The organism is Salinispora cortesiana (genome assembly GCF_000484695.1).
Classification (GTDB): Bacteria; Actinomycetota; Actinomycetes; order Mycobacteriales; family Micromonosporaceae; genus Micromonospora; species Micromonospora cortesiana.
This window is the reverse complement of the sequence record NZ_AXVR01000003.1, coordinates 63,238-82,060: the sequence shown is the minus strand read 5'-3', so window position 1 is coordinate 82,060 and position 18,823 is coordinate 63,238. Positions and strand designations below refer to the sequence as shown.

Sequence of the window (18,823 nt, the reverse complement as noted above, 5' to 3'; positions counted from 1 at the left end):
CCGCAGGCAGCCCGACACCGAAGGCTTCCTCGATCACCGCGCTCAGACAACCGGCCCGGGGCGGGTTCTCAAGTAACTGAGACCCGCCCCGGACCGCTCTGCCTCCCCGGCCAAAGGGACTCGCGACAGCCCACGACGGGGCAGCGAAGCCGGGGAATCAGCCCGACGCCGGGGCGGCGGCAGTCGGGACGGCGAGCAGGTCGTGCAGTTCGTTGGGGTACTCACGGATGTCGGCTGTCGCGACATGGCGGATGATTCGGGCGCGGTCGAGGACGGCGATGTCGTGTGCGATCTGGCAAGCCAGGGCGAGGTTCTGCTCGACGAGCAGGACAGCGGTACCGGCGGTGGCGAGGCCAGTCACGATCGTTGCGAGCTGACCGACGATCGCGGGGGCGAGCCCTTCGGAGGGCTCGTCGAGCAGCAGCACATCAGGGTCGGCGAGCAACGCACGGGCGAGGGCGAGCATCTGCTGCTCGCCCCCGGAGAGCTGGTGGGGCCGGTGCTGGCGCCGCTGTGCGAGCGCCGGAAGGAGGTCGAGGACCTGGCGCGTGTCAACGGCACCGGGCCGAGAGGAGCGCGGGCGCGGCAGGTTGAGGTGCTCACCGACAGTGAGTCCGGCGAAGAGACGGCGCCGCTGCGGGACGATGCCAAGACCGGCGCGGGCGCGGCGGCGGGCATCCCATCCGGTCAGCGGCTGCCCGTGCAGGAGGACCTCGGTGCCCGGCTCGGTGGGGTGTAGCCCGGCGAGGGCGTTGAGCAGGGTGGACTTGCCGGCCCCGTTGCGGCCGACAACCGCGGTCACTCGCCCGGCTCGCACGTCAAGGGAGATGCCGGTGAGCATGGACGCGCCGGCGTAACCCGCGCGCAGGTGACGTACCCGCAGGACGGGCGTCCCCGCACCCGTGGCGGCCGGGCGCTCCGGGACGCTGCCCGCCGCCGGGCCGGTGGGCAGGTCGGTGCCGAGATAGACACGGCGCACCTCGGGGTGCTCCCGAGTCGCGGCGGGAGCCCCGGTGGCGACGTGCTGACCGTGGTGCAGGACCGTCACGGTGTCGGCCACGGCGGCGACGAAGTCGAGATTGTGATCGACCAGCAGCACGGTGATGTCGGCGGAGAGGGCCCGGATCAGCTCGGCCAACTGGGTGACCTCACCGGCGGCGAGGCCGGCGGAGGGCTCGTCGAGCAGCAGCAGCCGGGGCTGGGCGGCAAGCGTGACAGCGATCTCCAGGCGACGCTGGTCACCGTAGGCGAGCTGCCCGGCGAGCCGGTCGGCGTGCTCGGCGAGGCCAACCTGAGCCAGTGCCGCTTCGGCGGCCAGCACCGCGGACCGGCTGGGACGCAGTGCCGAGAGGCGCTGCCCGGGGACGGCGAGTAGCACATTCTGGACGGCGGTGAGGGGGTGGGCGAGGGCCGGGTGTTGCCAGGTGCGGGCGATGCCGGCGCGGGCACGGCGGGGCGCCGACCACCGGGAGATGTCCGCTCCGGCGTAGTGGATCTGACCAGCGGTAGGGCGCAGGGTCCCGGCGACGAGGTGCAGCAGCGTGGACTTGCCGGCCCCGTTCGGGCCGATGATCGCGTGCCGGGCCCCCACCGGAAGCTCGACGTTGACCTCGTCAACCGCGCGGCGGGCACCGTAGGAGTGGCTGACGGCCGCAAGGCGTAGTAGCGCGGTGGTCACGTCCGCCTCCGGGGAAGTCGAAGGGTACGGCTGGCCTGGCGGAGCCGAGGCAGGTAGGCCAGCAGGAGGAAGCAGAGGCCGAGCAGGGTGGGGCCGTGACCGCCGAGCAGACCGCTGACCCAGTCGCGGGCGGCGACGAGGAGGACGGCTCCAGCGCCGGCACCGAGCATGCTGCCCGACCCGATGAGGGCGGCGGCCAGCGCGAGGGCGGAGACACCCATGGCGGCGTCAGCGGGGGAGACGTAACGGGTGACCGCGATGGCCAACGCGCCGGCCGCGCCGGCGATACCACCGGCAATCGTGTAGGCGGCGAGCAGCAGGCGGCCGGTGTGGTGCCCCGCCGCCTGCACCCGGGGCTCGTGGGCGGCGACGGCACGCAGGAGGAGCGCGAATCGGGTCCGCACGAGGACCGCCACGGCGGCGCCGATGACCAGAACGCAGGCCAACACGTACAGGTAGACCCAGCCAGGCCGGACCATCGCCGGCAGGCCGGGCAGTGCGGCGACGGGTGCGGTATGCGTGCCTTCGCTACCGCCGGGAGCCCATTGGTTGGCCGCGGCGTGGACGAGCTCGCCCAGGCCAAAGGTGACCATGAGGAAGGGGATGCCGCGGGCCCGTACGGCGAGGCTGCCGGTGACGGCGGCGGCGACCGCCCCCGCCGCGGTGGCCGCGAGCACCTGAACCGGGCCAAGGTCGGTCAGGGTCGCGACCCTCGCCGCCATGTACGCGCCGACGACCAGGTAGCCGGCCTGCCCCAACGGCGACAGCCCGGCCCAGCCCACCAACAGTTGGGCGCTCATCGCGAGCACGGCCATGACCAGAGCAGTCGCGGCGAGCGCGATCACGTACCCATTGACCAGCCACGGCAACGCCACCGCCGCCGCCAGGCCCAGGAAGCCGAGGGTGGGCAGGCTCCAGCGCGGCAGTCGACGTGCCCGACGGGGCGAGGCGCCGGTGGTCACGGAGGCCGGGGTGGCGCTCATGCGGGTTGTCCCGGGAGTGCGGCGCGGTGCCGGACGGTGAGCGCAACGAGCATGGCGGCGGCGAGGATGAATGCGGCGACACCGGGGACGAGCGCGACGCCGAGAGTGAGGATCTGGCCGACCCCGAGCGCAGCGAGCAGCGCACCCCGGATGCTGCCGAGACCACCGACGACGCAGACGATCAACGAGTAGGCCAGGACGGTGGTGTCCACCCCGGGCGATGGGCCGATGACCGGTGCGCCCAACACTCCGGCGCCGACAGCGAGGACTCCCCCGCCGACCAGGACGCCCACCCGTACGGCGCTGGTCCGCAGTCCGGTCGCGGCCGCCATTCCCGGGTCGGCGACCACCGCGCGGACGACGGCCCCGGCCCGGGAGCGTTCGACAAGCCAGAAGAGCCCCACCACCAGCACGAGGCCGATCGCGATGAAGAGCAGCCGATAGATCGGGTACTGGTAGTCACCGAGGGCGACCGAACCGGCGACGGCCCGGGGTGGGTCAACCGAGCGTGGTTCCGCGCCGAAGACCTGGTTGAACTGGTCGGCGCCGAGGTAGGCGATGCCCAGGGTGGCCAGCACCTGGCCCAAGGGCCGATCGACAAGAGGGCGCACCACGGCGGCGAGACCAGCTCCCCCGACGGCACCCACCACCACCGCGGCAGCGAGCGCGAGCGCGAGACCGGTCCAGCCACCGTCGGCGAGATACCAGGCGAGGTAGGCGCCGGCGAGGTAGAGGGTGCCGTGGGCCATCGAGAAGACCCCAGCGACGCCGACGATCAGCGTGAGGCCAGCGGCGATGGTGAACAGCAGCAACCCGTAAGCGACACCATCCAACGCGGTCATCGTGTAGGGGTTGACCAGTACGTTCAGGCCCACGGCAAACCTTCCACTCCGTTCGTGCGAGGGCTGCCGGTCAGGCCGGGGTCGGGCGGCGGCCGACGGTGGTGTGCATCAGGTAGCCCGACAGCACCAGCTCCGGATCCATCAGCACCTGCCGCAGCTCGGCCAGGTCTTCGTGGGTCATGCCGGCCTCGAGTAGCTGGGGCTCGCGCTGGATCGAGTTGGAGCGGTGTAGCAGGCAGATGCCGGTGCCGCCGTACCACGAGCGCGACTCGATGTGGCTGTCCACGTCCACCAGACCAAGCCGGAGCATCGCTTCCTGCGCCCGCTTGGCCCAGCCCATGTCTGCCCCACGGGACTCCCCGAACGACTGCAAAGCGTCCTGGAACCGCTCCAACAAGTCGGTGGCGCGGGAGCTGGGGCTGTGGCGGATCATGTCCCGCCAGGTGCAGTCCCAGTCCGCCACCACGACCGCCCCACCGGGGGCGAGCGCCTGCACCAGCTGGGCCAGGACCTGCTCCCGTTCGGGCAGGTGCATCAGCACCAGCCGGGCCACCACCGCCTGCTGCGATCCGTCCAGCTCCATGGTCCGGACGTCCCCGGCGCGCACGGTGACGTTGTCACCGGTCGGGATGTAGCGCGGGTCGAGGTCCACGGCGGTAACGTGCCCGCCCGGACCAACCTGGTCGGCGAGCCAGCTGGTCAGCGTGCCCGCCCCGGCGCCGAGGTCGGTGACCTTCCACCCTGGCCGCAGGCCGATCTCGGTCAGGATCCGGCGGGTGCCGGAGTCGAGAATCTCACCGAGGAACCGCAGCTGGCGGGCGGCCTCCTCGGTGGCGTTGTCAAACATGTACTCGTTGGTTGTGGTCACTGCGTCCAGCACTCCATTCAGGAACCGAGGGTGGTCAGCGTCTGCACGGTGCGGTTGACCCACACCTGTCCGTCCTGGGCTACCTCGCGCAGGTAGTACGCCTGCACCGGGGTGTGGTTTGTTGGGCCGAACTGCCAGGCGCCCCGAGGTGAGTCGATCGAGCCGATCCGGGACAGCGCCGCCGTCAGTGACTCCGAGGTCACCTCACCGGTCTCCTCGGCTCCGGCGGGCGGGCTGGCCGGGGCGGCACCCGCCGTCGGCACGGCTTCCGAGCCACGGAGCGTCTCGGTGACGGCCTGGTCCAGCACGAGCACGGCATCCCAGGCGGATACGTGAAACAGATTCGGCAGCTGCCCGTCGTTAGCCGCGCTGTAGCGGCGCACGAAATCACGGTTGGCTGCGTTGTCCAACGTCGTCGAGTAGTTCAGGCTGGTGTAGATGCCCTCGGCCTGCTCGCCCAATGCCGCCAACGGCGCGCCCTCGGTCAGGAAGCCGGAGGCGTACAGCGGCACGTCCACTCCGTACTGCCGGTACTGCTTGACGAACTCGACCGCGCTGGTGCCGGCGTAGAAGGTGTAGACCGCCACGGCGTCGGAGTCTTTGATCTTTGTCAGATACGGAGAGAACTCCGTCGTCGGCGTCGGCGCCCATGGCGTCCACGCCGGCTCTCCACCCGGGTTGGCCAGCTCGCCGCCGGCCTCCCGGAAGGCGTCCACGAACCCGTTGATCTGGTCGTGGCCCCCGATGTAGTCCGGGCCGATCACCCACACCCGGCCGTCACCCACCGTCTCGCGCAGGTGGCCGGCGATCGCGGCACCGGTCTCCTGACTCAACCAGGACGTCGACCAGAGGTAGCTCGGGTCCTCCACCGTTGACGGCCGTCCACCGATGCCAATCAGCGGCACGCCGGACTCCTTCAGTAGCGGGTACACGGTCTGCACCGTGTCCGCGGTCGCCCCGCCGACCAGGGCGAGGACCTTGTCCTGCTCGATCAGTTTGCGCGCCGACGCGAGCGCGGTGGCCTTGCCGTCACCCTCGTCTGCCTCGATCACCTTGACGGGTCGACCGCCGAGTTCGCCGCCCAGCTTCTCCAGGGCCAGCCGAAACCCGGCGACCTGGTCGTCGCCGACCGACTTGTAGGGGCCGGACTTCGGCACGATCAGGCCGATGCGGATCTCCTCATCGCTGTTGTCCGCACCACCGAGGCTGGAGCCGGTGCAGGCGGTGACGGCCGCCAGCAGCGCGACGGCGACAACCAATCGCCACCGAGACCGGCCTGGGGTCTGTTGAGGGGTCACAGAGATCGAAATCCTTTCGTCGAGAGGCTTCCGAAAGGGGTGCGGCGTGGCGCTCGGTCACGCACACTGGCCCCTGCACGCCGGGCAGACCCCGGCGCAGCTCAGCTCGCCACGCGCGGTCCCGGCTTGACCTGCTCACCGATTCGCGCCGCGAGCGCCGCCAGCTCATATGCGACCAGAGAGGGGTCGCAGTCGGTGCCGGCCAGGGCCGCCAGCGAGGACCCGTCGGGCACCTGCTGCACAACGAGGATCCCGTCCCGCATCATCAGCAGCTGAAACTGCACGCCGCCGGTCTCCAGCAGATCGGTGGTGCCGCGGGCGAGGCTGACCAGGCCGGAGACGATCGCGGCGAGTTGGTCACCCCGGTCGCGATCGAGATCAGCGGTGCTGGCCAGTAGCAGACCGTCCGCGGACACCGCGACGACATGCGCCACCGCCGGGATCTGCTTGGCCAGCCCGTCGAGCACCGCCGACAGTTGAGGATTCAAGGTCGTATCGCCTGTGCCGCTCATCAGCGTTCTCCTGTCGAGAGGGGAGGGGTGGCGGACGCGGCTCGCAGGCCACGCATCGTGCCGGCGACCTGCGCCCGAATGGCCTCGGGATCGATCGATTCGGACGACTCCGAGCCGGCGGACCGGGCCGGTGGGCCGCCGACCACCGGTTCTTGCCGGCGGCGCCGCGGCAAACCAGACGCGGTACGCCCAGCAGCGGCCGACGCACCGACATCCGGCACCGGCGGCTCCTCCGGTTCAGCTGCGGTTCGAAGCCCGGTGCCGGCGGCGCCTTCCGGCCACAACCAGGAGGACCGGGCGACAGCCACGCGCTCCCCCGGCAACACCGACCCCTCGGGCAACACCGACGCCTCGGGCCGCGCCGATGCCTCGCGCGGCGCCAGCGCATCGTGCGCGGAGCGCACAAGCGGCAACTCAACCGTCGCTTCCCGCGGCGACAGCGCTGCCGTCGGGGACGGGTGGGTCGGTCCGGGCAGGGCCGACTCGCGCCGGCGCAGGCGGGTCACGTACTCCGCCGGAACGGTCACCTCAGCGGTGATACCAGTTGGCTCGGTTTTGGTCAGGCGGGTCGAGACGCCAAACTCGCGTGCCAGGCGAGAGATCACGACCAGGCCCATCTGGTCGGTGACCGCGACCTCCAGCTCCGAGCTGGTCAAGAGCTGGTTGGCCCGCACCAGCTGTTCGGTGGGGAGCCCGATGCCGGTATCCGTGACGAGAATCCGCACGCCCCGCCCAGACCAGGCGGCGGACACCCGCACCAGCTCTGCGGAGAACCGAGTCGCGTTGTCCAGCAGCTCCGCGAGGATCGACTTGACCGCGTCAGCCGCACGGGCGTCGATCTCGGCCTCGACCAGGCGGTCCATCCGGATCCGGGCGAAGCCCTCGGTCTCCGACAACGCCGCGTTCACCAGGTCGACGAGCTCGACGGGCTGACGCTGCGATCTACCCGGACCACCGCCAGCGACGATCAACAGGTTCGTGCCATACCGTCGCAGCCGAGTCGCCTGCTGGTCCGCCCCGAAGAGCCGGGCCAGCCGGTCCGGGTCCTCCTCATCGCGTTCGAGTCTGTCGATGCTGCCCAGTAGCTGCTCGGTCAACGCCTGCACCCGCCGCCCGATCGACGTGATCATGGCACTCACCAGGACCCGGCTTCGCGCCTGATCCGCTGTCGCATCCACCGCCGAACGCAGCACCAGGTTGAACGCGTTCGCCACCCGGCCGACCTCGTCCCGGCCAACGACCGGTACGGAAACCGCCCCGGTGCCCTCTGCCAATCGCGACGCCGCCCTGGGGTCCGACGCCGCCCGCAGCCGCTCGACCAACCCCGGCAGCTCCACATCTGCAACCCGCCGCGCCCCGCGCTCCAAGGTGGAGAGCTGGTTTACCACCGATCGCGCCACCAAGAACGCCGTGAGTACGGCGAGAGCGAGCATCGCCATCAACGCGAGGCCCTGCAGCATCGCTGCCCGAACCCGCCCCATCCACAGGTCGTCAGCGGTAGTCGCGACATCCCGATTGACCGCTGTCTGCACCTGCGAGAGCAGATCCGCTCGCGTGGTCATCACTCGACTCCACTGCGCAGCACCACCCGGCAGCCGCATCGGCTCGTACAGTCCGGTGCCCGACACGGCACCATCCAGCCGGATCGCCGCCAGCACATCCGGGCCAGTCATCGTCCGCCCCAGTAGCGACCGCCACCCTGGTCGTGCCGAGGCCTCAAACTCACGCAACGCCTCGTCGTGGCTCGCCTGCGCGGTGACGATCTCTGCGTACAGCGCCGGCGTCAGTTGGTTGGCTGCCAACGCCTGCAACACCGTCACCTGCTGCTGACCAACCTCCTCCCGGGCTCGGGACAACGCTGCCGACACCCGCATCTCGTCCTCGAGCAGCGGCGGGACCCCGCTTCGCGCCATCGTGGGCAGCAGCTCGTCCAGGTCCGCCACCGCGCCCCCGTAGCCGAAGGCCACCGCCGACAGGGACACCAGTCCCTCGCCCTGCACCCGCTGCCGTTGTGCCTCCACCTCGGCCAAGGCACCATCCACCCGCACCAGCACTGTCTGTACGGATGGCGGAAGCTCCTCGAGCCAGGTTCGCTGCTGATGAAACCGCCACGCTGCCAGTTCGGTGTCCTGAACGGCACGCGCGAAATCCGCGGCAGTGACCTCCGTGTCCGGCAGCAGCAGACCCACAGCCACGATCCGCTCGGTCTGCAACCGCTGGGTCAGTTCGGCAGCCGCGACGCTCGCGCTGAACATCTTTCCGGCACGTCGCGTGGTGTCCGCCTCGCCGACCGAGGACCAGAACCCGAATCCGATCGAGACCACCGCGGCCAGCGCGGTCGGCAGCACAATCAATGCCGCCTTGACTCGGACGGGCATGTCGACCAGCCGCCACACGCGCACCGCAGAGCCCCGCCTCGCAGTCCTGTCCAAGCCCACCACCCCGTGGTCATGTCGCCGGTTACGAGGCCGCGAGTGAGCTGGGAGGGCAACTCGTGCTGAGCCCGTCCCTCCAGATCGGACCGAACCGGCCCTCGTCCTGAAGCGACACTAGCCGCCCCGCGACCGTCGGTGTTGAGGTGAATCATCACACGTGAGCAATGCCCCAGAATCAACTACTAAACCATGACCCTAAACCACACAGGAGGCCCCGCAGGAAGAGCAGACTGAGCAGGTGGTGAAATAGGTACATTACGCTGCAATGCGGGTGCTGAAAGCACCAGCAGTCGGCCCGGGTCCCGGCATGGCTACGAGGAACATCGAGCCCACCGTTGGTCTGGTTCAGGTTCGCGCGGGCAGTGAGCGCGCGGTGCTCGAGTCCTTCCTCGACTTTTACCGCGGCGTGGTGCTACGCAAGCTGCGTGGGCTCTCCGAAACCGATGCCGCCCGCCGCCTAGTGCCGTCCGCCACCACGGTCGCCGGCCTGGTAAAGCACCTCACGCTGGTGGAGCGGAACTGGCTTTCGGCGCTACTCGACCCCAGCGGCGGTGATGTCGTCCTGGCCACCGAGGAGAGCGCGCTGGCCAGCTTCACCCTGACCGACGAGGACACCGTCGAACGGCTTGCGACAGCCTAGGAGGCAGAGTGCGTTCGGTCCCGGGCGGTGGCCGCTCGGTTCGACCTCGATCATGTGGTGCCGCAGCTCGGCGAGGTCTCGCTCCGCTGGATCCTGGTGCACATGATCGAAGACACCGCCCGGCACGCCGGCCACGCCGACATCCTCCGTGAACTGACCGACGGTTCGACCGGCGCCTTCTGACCACAGCCCGGCCGAGGAGGACCCGCTCTGAAACGGTTGTCAGCGACTGGCGGGAACGGCTGCCCGGCTCGGCTCCGCGTTCACCGCCCGATCGCCAAGGCAGCAAGGGTTAGCCATCGGCGGTGCCATGTCGCATCATGGGCGGCATGCTGCGAATGCCGCACGCCCTGCTGTGGGACTTCGGTGGCGTCCTCGCTGACGCTCCGCGACAATCACCGGCACCGGCAGAACTGGTCCGCCGACTGTTCACCCTGGTGAACGGCACAGTCTCCACCGAGCAGATCGCCAACGATCTGGCCGGGGGCACCCGCTCCTACGCCGCCTGGCGAGACGAGGTCGGCCGGGGTAGCGAGCCGATGGAGCTACCACACATCCGGGTCTGGGCGGACTTCGTCACCCACACCTGGCCGCAGCCCGCCCGCGACGCCGTCGAACGCGAGGCCACGTCGCTGGCGTACGTCTGGACCTGGCGGGCCGAGTGGCAGGTCCGCCCCGGCATCCCCGAAGCGCTACAGGCCGCTGCCGAGGCGGGCTTACCGATGGCCGTGGTCAGCAACACCCTCTGCGGCGCCGCACACCGGGACTTCCTCGCCACCGCCGGCCTGTCCGAGCGCTTCACCGCCGAGTTCTACAGCGACGAAGCCGGGCCCCGCAAGCCCAACCCCCACCTCGCCCAGCTCGCCGCCGACGCCATCGGCGTACCGATCGAGGGCTGCTGGTTCATCGGCGACAGCGTGCACCGGGACATGTTGTGCGCCCGCCGCGCCGGTGCCGGCGCTGCCATCCTGATGCGCTCGCCCCGCACCGACCGGGAACCCCCACATCCCGACGTACGGCCGGACGCTCGGGTCGAGGACGGCCACGAGCTGCTCGCCCTGCTGCACCGAAGCAGCACCAGCGCTGACGCCTGACAAGCCCCGCCGCCGTGCCCCTCATCGCCGGCCTCGCCGGCGACCGAGAAGGTGGGCGAGTTGTTCGGTCGGGGATGAGGTCCGTACCCCGACAACGGGCGCGTCATACCTGGTTCCGCGCAGCCGGTCCGGGAGGACCGTGGCCGCGCAGGAGAGGCAGTGTTCCGCAATGCCGTTCGGAGCCTCACTGGGCTGGCCGATGGCGACCAGCTTCCCTCGAGGGAGGCTGGGTCGCCGAGTTCAGCTGTGCTGAACCCACAGGTTTTCCTCGACATACACGCCGCGGTCCCGTTCCCGATCGATCAGCACGAGGTTGAGTGCACCGGGGACCACATACGCCCGGGTCACCGGAAACACCATGTCCGCCCAGCTCTCCCAATCAGCGACGCTTCCCTCAATCACCATCGACCTCCGGGCTGGGCCCAGGACGCGCGCTCCCATGCGTTGGTGGGTGCGGATCCACGGATCGACAGAAAGTCCGTCCGGGCGGGCCCATCCGGCGTACTCGGCCATCGACACCATCGGGTACCGGTGCTTCCACGTCGGTCGAAGCGGAGCGACCACATGCGCGAGGCCGTCGCTGTGCGCCCGTCGCGCCAACTCCTCAAGCACGGCTCCGGCCATGCCGCGCTTGTCATGCGATGAGCCCACGGCGACCGCCATGAAGCTCAGGCTGGTGGGCTCGACTCCCGCTTCGTGGCCTTCCACCGCACGTACCAACGCGTCGTCGTAGCCGGACGGCAAGTCGCTGAGGGTGCCATCCCAGGCCATCGGCACTCCCCATCCACCGGCCACCACCCGGCCCTCATCGAGCACCATGACGTCATATCGCGCGAAGTACTCCTCGACCCGGCCCATGTACCGCTTCGAGACGTCGTCGTGAAAGACAAACGCTGGCCAACGTTCTCGGAACGCGGCGGACGCCGCCTCGTGCAGCTCGGGCCGATCGGTGCGAGTTACGATCTCCACGCCGGCAAAATATCGACGTGGTCAAGTGCACGCAACGCCAATGTTCGCGCGGACCCATGCACTCAACCGCAGGTCACGGCAGATCGGCCCCGTACGGGCGGGTCCACCGCCGCAGTTGCCACGACCGCGCGGGTCGACACCGCCGGGCGAACGTCACCGTGGTAGCCGGCAGGTAATCGACGTAGGCGATGCTGGCTCAATCCCGGCGGAATGCGAAACTGGGCAGGTGTCCCACCCACTTGCCCGCCGCGTCTACGACACGTGCCACCTGACCGGACGGTTCCGTCTGCGTTCCGGGCAGGTCAGCGCGGAGTACTTCGACAAATACCTGTTCGAGGGAGAGCCGAGCCTGTTACGCGAGGTCGCCGAAGCGATGGTGGACCTGCTGCCGGAGTGCGACGTGCTGGCGGGAATGGAGCTGGGCGGCATCCCGCTGGCCACCGTGATGTCCCAATTGACCGGGCTGCCCACGGTCTTTGTGCGCAAGCACGCCAAGGAGTACGGCACCAGCAAGGTCGCCGAAGGTGGCCCGGTGCACGGGCGACGGGTCGTCCTGATCGAAGATGTCGTGACCACCGGAGGCGCCCTACTGGCGTCGTGCGGTCAGCTACGCGCCATCGGCGCGCAGGTGGACACGGTGGTCTGCGCCATCGACCGCGAGCAGGGCGGTCCGAAGAATCTGGCGGCCGAGGCGCTACAGCTCCGCGCGGCTCTTACCCGTCGAGACCTCGAAGCCTCCCTCACGAAGTGAAACTCCAGTGGCGGTCGAGCGTGGCGTAGGTGCGCCGAGGCGATGTCGAGCCCTCCCCTTCCCAGCTACTGGGAAACCTCAATCATGCTTCCCCCAGCGCCCTGGCTGGGGGAAGCATCGCTAACTCGGGCTGGCCGCTCCACGCACCGCAACGGCGATGGCGAGCCAGAGGACGTACGCGACGACACTGACGCCAACCATGATCAGCGCCTTAACAACGGATGGAGTCCGACCGCGGGCGATGACCAAGTTCGCCACGAAGCCCAGCACTCCGATGAGTCCACCAACGACACCACCGACAGCGAACAGCAGGATCGGCAGCGGGGCCAGGACTCGCAGGACGATCGAGATCGAGGGTCCGGTCCGATGCCGTACGCCGTTGACCTCCACGATCGGGTACGGATCAGCGAAGAGGCTACGTACAGTGGCTTCAACCGCACCACCGGCCACTGCCGGCAACGCATACTGGCGCTTGCCCGTCCGGGGGCTGGCGCTCCGCCAACGCTGACGGCGGGGCGGCCCCAGAAGGCGTTGGTGGTGACGACAATCGGGCCGGCTACGCCGTCGATGCTGACAGGTTCCGTGTTCACCGGCGTGAACTTAGAGAAGCCTGCTCAGCCGCGTCTGCCCTCCGGTCGGAGGCCCTCGCCCGTCGCCCCCGCGGCCACGCCGCCGCTCCAGCCACGCGAATTACGCCCACCTGATACACGCCCTTCACGGGGACGGGGCCATCAGAACGGACGAGGTTCGGCACGCGCGAGTCTTCACCTGGCAGGTGCCTTCCGTGACGGGCGATCAGGGCCTTCAAGAGGTCAGATCATTCCCGACAGAAGGCACTTCCACATCTTCGATCATGAAGCCAGGCAACCCTTAATGACGGGCCAGATTAGGGCCGGGCTTGGCACTCGCTGCGTTACTTTCGTAGCCCGATGATCTGCAGCACGGCGAAGAGCCCGACCACCGCAGCCTGCATCACCATCCATACCCGGGCGATGGTGGACGGGCTGTCCAATCCGACCGCCGCGGCGACGAGGCTGGCCACGACCCACACGGCATTGATCAGAACCACGATCGTTGCGGCGGAGCGGCTGACATTGGGTCGGGTGCCAATCACCCAGACTGCCACCCCGAACACGGTCAGGAAAATCCCGATCCCGCGAAGCAGTCCGGTGGACATGTCGAACAGGTCACCGATCACGGGTGCGGCTACGAGATACGCGAGACCGTTGAGCCCGGTGACAATCGCGTCAAGCTTCAACGCCAGCCGGAGGAACTTGTCGGAGTTGCCGGAGAACGTGCCATGACTCATGGCGGCAGTTTTTTCTGTCATACCTCGACGATCTCAGCCAGGCCTGCCGATGTCGATTACCTGAGAGATAATGGGAACGGAACAAGCATACGAAATGAATAACTTACACCATCCCGGGAGGGGCCGTCTGTCGATTTCTCAATTCTCGTGCGGTGGTCTCGTCGGCCGGGTAGAATGACTCGATTGACAGCTCGGAGATCGTCACGTCCAATGGCGTCCCGAAGGTTGCCACGGTAGTGAAAAGATTGAGCACCAGGGCGCCTCGTCGCACGCGCACCGGCACCACGATGCTGTTGACGGCCGGGCTGCCGACGTGGGTCTCGTCGCCGGGATAGCCGCGCAACTCCTCCTCAAGGTCGGCTAGTTCCGGGTCGCCACTGAACTCCACCTGCCGGCTCAGCCGGTGCAACAGGTGCGCCCGCCACTCGCCGAGATTCACGATGTGCGGCGCCAGCCCCTCCGGATGCAGGCTCGCCCGGAGGACGTTCGCCGGCGGCACGAGCAGCCAGGGCGCCATCAGATCGGTGAGCACCGACAGGCTCTCGTTGGCGTCTACAAGATTCCAGACGCGGTCGACAACCGCCGCTGGATACGGCTCATGTCCGTCGAGCACTTGACGAATGGCGGAGCGGATGGCGGTCATGGACGGTGCGTTCAACGAGCTCTCTGGATAGACGGGCGCGTATCCAGCCGCCAACAGCAGCCGGTTCCGCTCTCGCAGCGCAAGGTCCAGACGGTCGGCCAGCTGCAACACCATCTCCCGACTCGGCGTCGAGCGGCCGGTCTCGAGGAAGCTGAGGTGCCGGGTGGAGATGTCCGCCCGGATGGAGAGCTCGAGCTGGCTGAGCCGTCGCCGACGGCGCCAGTCCCGCAACATCTCGCCAACGGCGGGCCTCGTTACGGTGACAGTCACCCGGCTATTGTGCGTAGCCGACCCGTTGCTGTCCATTACCCCACAGGTAACGACCTTACTGAAAACGCGTTTCCTGCTCTCGATACAGATAGGTGACGGTGACGGTGCAGACCGGCACGGTCCCTCCCTCCCGCTCAACGTTCACCTGGTGGACCGCTTCCCAATACCGCCGGGGTCGGGCCCGCGCGGACGCCACCCGGACCCGTCCCCGAATCCGACAGCCGACGGGGACCGGCGAGGCGAATCGCACCCGTTCCACCCCCTTGTTCAGTACATGGTCAACGCCGCCGACCTCAAGCACCTCGTCGAGCATCGCGGGCACCATAGCCACCAGGTGGAAGCCGTGCACGACCGGCCCGCCGAACGGTCCGGCCGCGGCCCGGAAAGCATCTGTGTGGATCCACTGCCGGTCTCCGGTCAGCTCGGCGAATCGATCTGTCGCGGCCTGCTCCATGTTCCGCCACGACGTCGCCCCCAACTCCACGCCCAGCAAGTCCGGCAACGCGTCGGGACTTGCCAACCGCCGCATCAGTTCACCACCATGGCAGCCTGCCGGGCGGGACGATCAGCGTCTCGGGGTACGGCAGTAGCCACGGCGTGCAGTCCTCCGTCGACATGAAGCACCTCCCCCGTGACCGCCGGCATCCAGTCTGACCACAGGGCGCACACAGCCCGTCCCACCGGCGTCGCGTCCGTCTCGTTCCAGGGCAATGGAGACCGCTGCGTCCACGTGTCCTTCAGGACGTCAAACGCCCCGATTGCGGTCGCGGCCCTGGTCCGCAGTGGTCCGGCGGCCACGAGGTTGACCCGGGTGCCCTGCGGACCGAGGGCATGGGCGAGATAGCGGCAGCAACTCTCCAGGCCGGCCTTCGCCACTCCCATCCAGTCGTAGCCAGGCCAAGCCTGACTGGCATCGAAATCGAGACCCACCACCGAGCCACCACCGGCGGCCGCCAGTAGCGGGGCGCAGGCGCGGGTGAGCGCCGGGAACGAGTATGTCGACACCTGCATCACGCGGGCGACGTCATCCCATGAGGTGTGCAGGAAGTTTCCGTCCAGGGCGGAGGCGGGTGCGAAGGCGACGGCATGCAGCAAGCCATCCAGCTCGCCCCACCCAGCGTTCAGCTTGTCAGCCACCCCCGCGAGCTGATCCGGCTGGGTGAGGTCGAGCTCCCACACCTCACACGGTCGCGGCAGGTCTTCGGCGATCCGGCGCGTGATGGGAAGCGCCCGTCCAAAGCTGGTCAGGACGACCTCCGCACCCTCCTGCTGCGCGAGTTGCGCGGCGCTGAAGGCGATGGAGCGTTTGGTCAACACACCCGTGATCAGTAGCTTTTTTCCGGTCAGCAACACGGCAACTCCCGGTCGATTCGATAGCGAGCCAGGGATTTGATCCACCGACGGTCCCAGACTGTGCCAGCCCGCACTGACGATCGGTTGACAGAGCGCTGATGGGTCAGGGTCGACGCATTACCTGACGCATAATGGACGGTGCGTCGACCAAGGTGCGAATCTCTAGGAGTCACGTGCCACGAGAGCGTGGCTTTCGCACCCGAAGAGGAGCCGCAGTCATGAGTGACCTCACCAACACCGTCGAGCGCTACATCGACATCTGGAACGAGTCAGATGCCGACCGCCGGGCCGAGAAGATTCGCGACGTCTGGGCCGAGAACGCAACGTACACGGACCCGCTGGCCAGCGTCAGCGGGCACGAAGCGATCAACGCGCTGATCGGGGCCGCTCGGGAGCAGTTCGCGGGCATGACGTTCACCCTGGCCGGGCAGGTTGACGCCCACCACGACATTGCCCGTTTCACCTGGAACCTTGCCCCTGCCGGGGCAGCTGAGCCCGTTGCCGTGGGCTTCGACGTGGTCAGGACCAATGACGACGGACAGCTGTCCGCGGTGTACGGCTTCCTTGACCGGGTGCCTGCCAGCAGCTGACCATGCAGCGACCGCAGGCTCAGCGGTCCAGCGCGTACCGCTTGGGGGTTCGGGTCGGTGCCTACACGGCGTTGGCCCTGATCCCCCGGCCGGGCCTGCGGACAGTAGGAAGCGGGTTTTGTCGGAACAGAGCGGCGTACGCCTTCTCGTCACGACCTCACGGGGTGCGCCGCCTGTCGCCCCCGTCGGCACCACATCACCGAGCGGGCTCGCTGGCGACCCTGCGGCAGCACCTGCCGTGCGGCGTCACGCCCGATCGGGTGACGCCGCACCTAGCCGAGCACGATCTGCGACTGCGTCACCATCCCGACCCGGACCGGTGTGGTGCCGGTCCCGATCGAGCCCTCGTCAGCCGGCTGCTCGAGATCGGTCTGCACGACGATGACGCTTCGGCCAATGTGTATCGGACGCGCCGTCGCTCGCACCACCCCCCGCCGCACCCCGGCGAAGAAGTTGGTCTTCAGCTCGATCGTCGTCGTCATCGCCGCGGGCGGTAGGTTCAGGTACGCGCACACGCCTGCGACTGAATCGGCGAGCGAGACCAGGACACCTCCGTGCATCACCCCACCCGCTGTACAGAGTGACGGCGCCCATGTCAGTCGGCCAGTCACCTCATCCGGGTCGAGCTGGTCGAACCGCATGTCAAGCGTCGTGGCAAACGGCATCATCTGGCGCACGGCAGCCTCGGTAAGGGACCGAGCTGACATTGACTCCTCCTGTTCGAACAGGCAGTGGGGCCTGCCGTCGGCGACAGTAGGCCCAAATCAGACGGCGGCTTATGGGCGTCAGCGGCTTGCCGCCGCTTCCAACCGATACAGGTGCTGTACTACATCAGAGGTTACGGCAAGGGCATGGTCATCGATGTAGAAGTGTCCACCAGGATACTCACGGTTGCCCAGATAGTGGGGGGTCCGGCCACGCCACGAGTTCATCGCGTCGGGCCGCTCCATCAACAGGTCCGCAGTTCCGCCGTACGACGCGATCGGACATCCCACCCCGGTGTCATCGTCGATGTACTGAGCAAAAATCGCGAGATCGGCCCGGAGCGCGGGCAAGGCGAGGGCCAGCATCTGCGGGTCGTCGTAGATCTCGGCAGGTACGGAGCCAAGCTTTTTGATCCACTCGATGATCTCCGGCTCGGCCATGCGGCTCTGATCCTCGGTCGGTGTGAAGAATCCCTTCGGCGCCCAGCCCGACATGCCGAGCATCAACGGTCCCGGATCCCCGGCCCTCTCGATTCGTTGCGTTAGCTGATACGCGAGTTGCGCCCCCAGAGAGTGTCCGAAAAAGCCGTACGGTCGGTCGTCCAGATCGGCGACGATCGCCTCGTACAGGGCGTCCATCAACGGCTCGCGCCTGTCGTAGGACGCCTCACCACGCCGGCTGTGCCGCCCGGGCAGCGTAATCGCCTGCGGCGCGACGTCGCTGGGTAGCAGGTTGTCCCAGTCGTGGTAGGAGAGTGCTCCGCTGCCAGCGTGCGGGAACAAGATCAGGCGGATCCTGGCCGACGCCCCTGGCTCCAGCGGATGCAGCCAGGAACCAGCCGACGACATCGTTGTGATCTGCACGGTCATGACTCCTCCTGGTGTCGCCTACAAGGACACGGCCGGCTCGCCGGCGACAGCCCGCAGCGCCGGCAGCAACTCGGCACCGACGCGTTCGAGCTGGGACACCGCATCCAGGGAGCCGATCCGGATCACCACATGTCGCGCGCCGGCGCGCAGGTAGCCGCGCAGCCACTGCACACAGGCTGCCGCGCTACCCCAGCCGTACGCCTGGATCTGCATCATCGCTTCCAGCGACCGCCCGTAGTAGCGCTGCACGTAGTCCTCGAGCTCCGTCCGCGCCGCTTCCGGGTCGTCGTTCACGGTGAGCGTCGCGTACAACCCGGGGGCGACCGCGTCGGCAGGGCGACCGGCCTCGGCGCAGAGCCCGACGATCGATTGCCAGGCCGCCGCGTAGCTGTCGGCTGTCGGCAGAAACGGCAACCAGCCGTCGTAGCGGCGGGCGACCCTGCGCAGGACCTTGGGAGTGTCACTGCTGGCCAACCATAGCGGCGGGCCACCGGGCCGGTGCGGCGAGGGCAGGCGGTTCAGCCCGGTGGCCTGCCAGTATCTGCCGGCGAAGTCGGCTGGCGCGCCATCCGATCCGCTATGCCACGCGGTTCGCCACAGGTCGGTGATGTCGTCCAGCCGTCCCGCCCGTCCGGCGAACCCCGCACCGACCAGGCCGAACTCGTCCTCCGTCTCGGGAATGGGAAAGCCCGAACCAAGGCCGAGGGTGAGTCGGCCGCCACAGGCGTGGTCGAGGCTGCTGATCATGCTTGCGCCGATGACCGGATGCCGCAGGGCGGGCGTCAACGCAGCCGTGCCGAGGGTGACCCGGCTGGTCGCCGTACTGGCCGCGGCCAGCACTATCAACGGATCCAATCGGGGTCGGGCGACCAACGAGTCGCCGACCCAGACTGAGTCGAAGCCGAGTTCCTCGGCCCGACGGGCGAGGTCGACGAGCTCGGGCATGGATAGTTTCCCGAGGATCACCTGTTCCCGGCTTGGGAGCAGGACACCGAAGGTGGGATCGATGGACAC

18 protein-coding genes and 2 pseudogenes are annotated in these 18,823 nt (G+C 68.6%); 4 read left to right on the top strand and 16 right to left on the bottom strand.

The features are described from left to right. Positions 1 to 157: 157 nt before the first annotated feature. The 7 genes from K228_RS0102865 to K228_RS0102835 all read right to left on the bottom strand — a co-directional run bounded on the left by K228_RS0102865 (position 158) and on the right by K228_RS0102835 (position 8,622). Entirely contained in the window at positions 158 to 1,678 is a 1,521-nt protein-coding gene (locus tag K228_RS0102865) for an ATP-binding cassette domain-containing protein (RefSeq protein ID WP_025617045.1), read from the bottom strand. Then, a complete protein-coding gene (locus K228_RS0102860; protein WP_025617044.1) occupies positions 1,675 to 2,661 on the bottom strand; it encodes a branched-chain amino acid ABC transporter permease in 987 nt (328 codons plus the stop codon). Before K228_RS0102860 ends, K228_RS0102865 begins: the two co-directional genes overlap by 4 nt. Beyond that, complete coding sequence (locus K228_RS0102855) at positions 2,658 to 3,536, bottom strand: branched-chain amino acid ABC transporter permease (protein WP_025617043.1); 879 nt, start codon at positions 3,534 to 3,536, stop codon at positions 2,658 to 2,660. Before K228_RS0102855 ends, K228_RS0102860 begins: the two co-directional genes overlap by 4 nt. A 37-nt stretch (positions 3,537 to 3,573) precedes the next feature. Then, positions 3,574 to 4,371, bottom strand: coding sequence for a class I SAM-dependent methyltransferase (locus K228_RS0102850; RefSeq protein ID WP_025617042.1), 798 nt, complete (start codon positions 4,369 to 4,371; stop codon positions 3,574 to 3,576). A 17-nt stretch (positions 4,372 to 4,388) separates the two neighbouring features. Then, positions 4,389 to 5,669, bottom strand: a complete 1,281-nt coding sequence (locus K228_RS0102845) for an ABC transporter substrate-binding protein (RefSeq protein ID WP_025617041.1) — start codon at positions 5,667 to 5,669, stop codon at positions 4,389 to 4,391. Between the two features lie 101 nt (positions 5,670 to 5,770). Then, a complete protein-coding gene (locus K228_RS0102840) occupies positions 5,771 to 6,181 on the bottom strand; it encodes a roadblock/LC7 domain-containing protein (RefSeq protein ID WP_025617040.1) in 411 nt (136 codons plus the stop codon). After that, on the bottom strand, positions 6,181 to 8,622 hold the full coding sequence (locus tag K228_RS0102835; RefSeq protein ID WP_025617039.1) for a sensor histidine kinase: 2,442 nt from the start codon (positions 8,620 to 8,622) through the stop codon (positions 6,181 to 6,183). The genes K228_RS0102840 and K228_RS0102835 overlap by 1 nt, the downstream gene beginning before the upstream one ends. A gap of 301 nt (positions 8,623 to 8,923) precedes the next feature. On the opposite strand from K228_RS0102835, the pseudogene K228_RS25290 reads away from it, so the two are divergent. Continuing rightward, a pseudogene (locus K228_RS25290) lies at positions 8,924 to 9,439 on the top strand (DinB family protein). Between the two features lie 137 nt (positions 9,440 to 9,576). Next, positions 9,577 to 10,350 (top strand): HAD family hydrolase, encoded by a 774-nt coding sequence (locus tag K228_RS0102825; RefSeq protein ID WP_025617038.1) that lies wholly within the window; start codon positions 9,577 to 9,579, stop codon positions 10,348 to 10,350. A 240-nt stretch (positions 10,351 to 10,590) separates the two neighbouring features. Here K228_RS0102825 and K228_RS0102820 read toward each other — a convergent pair whose 3' ends face one another. Continuing rightward, on the bottom strand, positions 10,591 to 11,319 hold the full coding sequence (locus K228_RS0102820; RefSeq protein WP_025617037.1) for a hypothetical protein: 729 nt from the start codon (positions 11,317 to 11,319) through the stop codon (positions 10,591 to 10,593). A gap of 226 nt (positions 11,320 to 11,545) precedes the next feature. On the opposite strand from K228_RS0102820, the gene pyrE reads away from it, so the two are divergent. Beyond that, positions 11,546 to 12,070: an orotate phosphoribosyltransferase gene (gene pyrE / locus K228_RS0102815; RefSeq protein ID WP_025617036.1), complete on the top strand. Its 525-nt coding sequence runs from the start codon at positions 11,546 to 11,548 to the stop codon at positions 12,068 to 12,070. Between the two features lie 120 nt (positions 12,071 to 12,190). Here the strand turns inward: pyrE and K228_RS25285 are convergent. From K228_RS25285 to fabI, 5 genes and pseudogenes are all read right to left on the bottom strand, one after another. Further along, positions 12,191 to 12,660: pseudogene (locus tag K228_RS25285) on the bottom strand (hypothetical protein). A 323-nt stretch (positions 12,661 to 12,983) separates the two neighbouring features. Continuing rightward, on the bottom strand, positions 12,984 to 13,379 hold the full coding sequence (locus tag K228_RS0102805) for a hypothetical protein (RefSeq protein ID WP_033776437.1): 396 nt from the start codon (positions 13,377 to 13,379) through the stop codon (positions 12,984 to 12,986). Positions 13,380 to 13,482: 103 nt separating this feature from the next. Then, a complete protein-coding gene (locus K228_RS0102800; RefSeq protein ID WP_025617034.1) occupies positions 13,483 to 14,328 on the bottom strand; it encodes a helix-turn-helix domain-containing protein in 846 nt (281 codons plus the stop codon). Positions 14,329 to 14,347: 19 nt separating this feature from the next. Beyond that, positions 14,348 to 14,821, bottom strand: coding sequence for a MaoC family dehydratase (locus K228_RS0102795; protein WP_025617033.1), 474 nt, complete (start codon positions 14,819 to 14,821; stop codon positions 14,348 to 14,350). Then, a complete protein-coding gene (gene fabI, locus K228_RS0102790; protein ID WP_025617032.1) occupies positions 14,821 to 15,645 on the bottom strand; it encodes an enoyl-ACP reductase FabI in 825 nt (274 codons plus the stop codon). The genes K228_RS0102795 and fabI overlap by 1 nt, the downstream gene beginning before the upstream one ends. A 218-nt stretch (positions 15,646 to 15,863) precedes the next feature. On the opposite strand from fabI, the gene K228_RS0102785 reads away from it, so the two are divergent. Continuing rightward, positions 15,864 to 16,235: a nuclear transport factor 2 family protein gene (locus K228_RS0102785; RefSeq protein ID WP_025617031.1), complete on the top strand. Its 372-nt coding sequence runs from the start codon at positions 15,864 to 15,866 to the stop codon at positions 16,233 to 16,235. A 272-nt stretch (positions 16,236 to 16,507) separates the two neighbouring features. On the opposite strand, the gene K228_RS0102780 is transcribed toward K228_RS0102785, so the two are convergent. The 3 genes from K228_RS0102780 to K228_RS0102770 all read right to left on the bottom strand — a co-directional run bounded on the left by K228_RS0102780 (position 16,508) and on the right by K228_RS0102770 (position 18,823). After that, positions 16,508 to 16,942, bottom strand: coding sequence for a PaaI family thioesterase (locus K228_RS0102780; protein ID WP_025617030.1), 435 nt, complete (start codon positions 16,940 to 16,942; stop codon positions 16,508 to 16,510). Positions 16,943 to 17,020: 78 nt separating this feature from the next. Further along, positions 17,021 to 17,809 carry a thioesterase II family protein gene (locus K228_RS0102775; RefSeq protein WP_025617029.1) on the bottom strand — a complete coding sequence of 263 codons (789 nt, stop codon included), beginning with the start codon at positions 17,807 to 17,809 and terminating at the stop codon, positions 17,021 to 17,023. 18 nt (positions 17,810 to 17,827) lie between these two features. Continuing rightward, positions 17,828 to 18,823 (bottom strand): LLM class flavin-dependent oxidoreductase, encoded by a 996-nt coding sequence (locus tag K228_RS0102770; RefSeq protein WP_025617028.1) that lies wholly within the window; start codon positions 18,821 to 18,823, stop codon positions 17,828 to 17,830.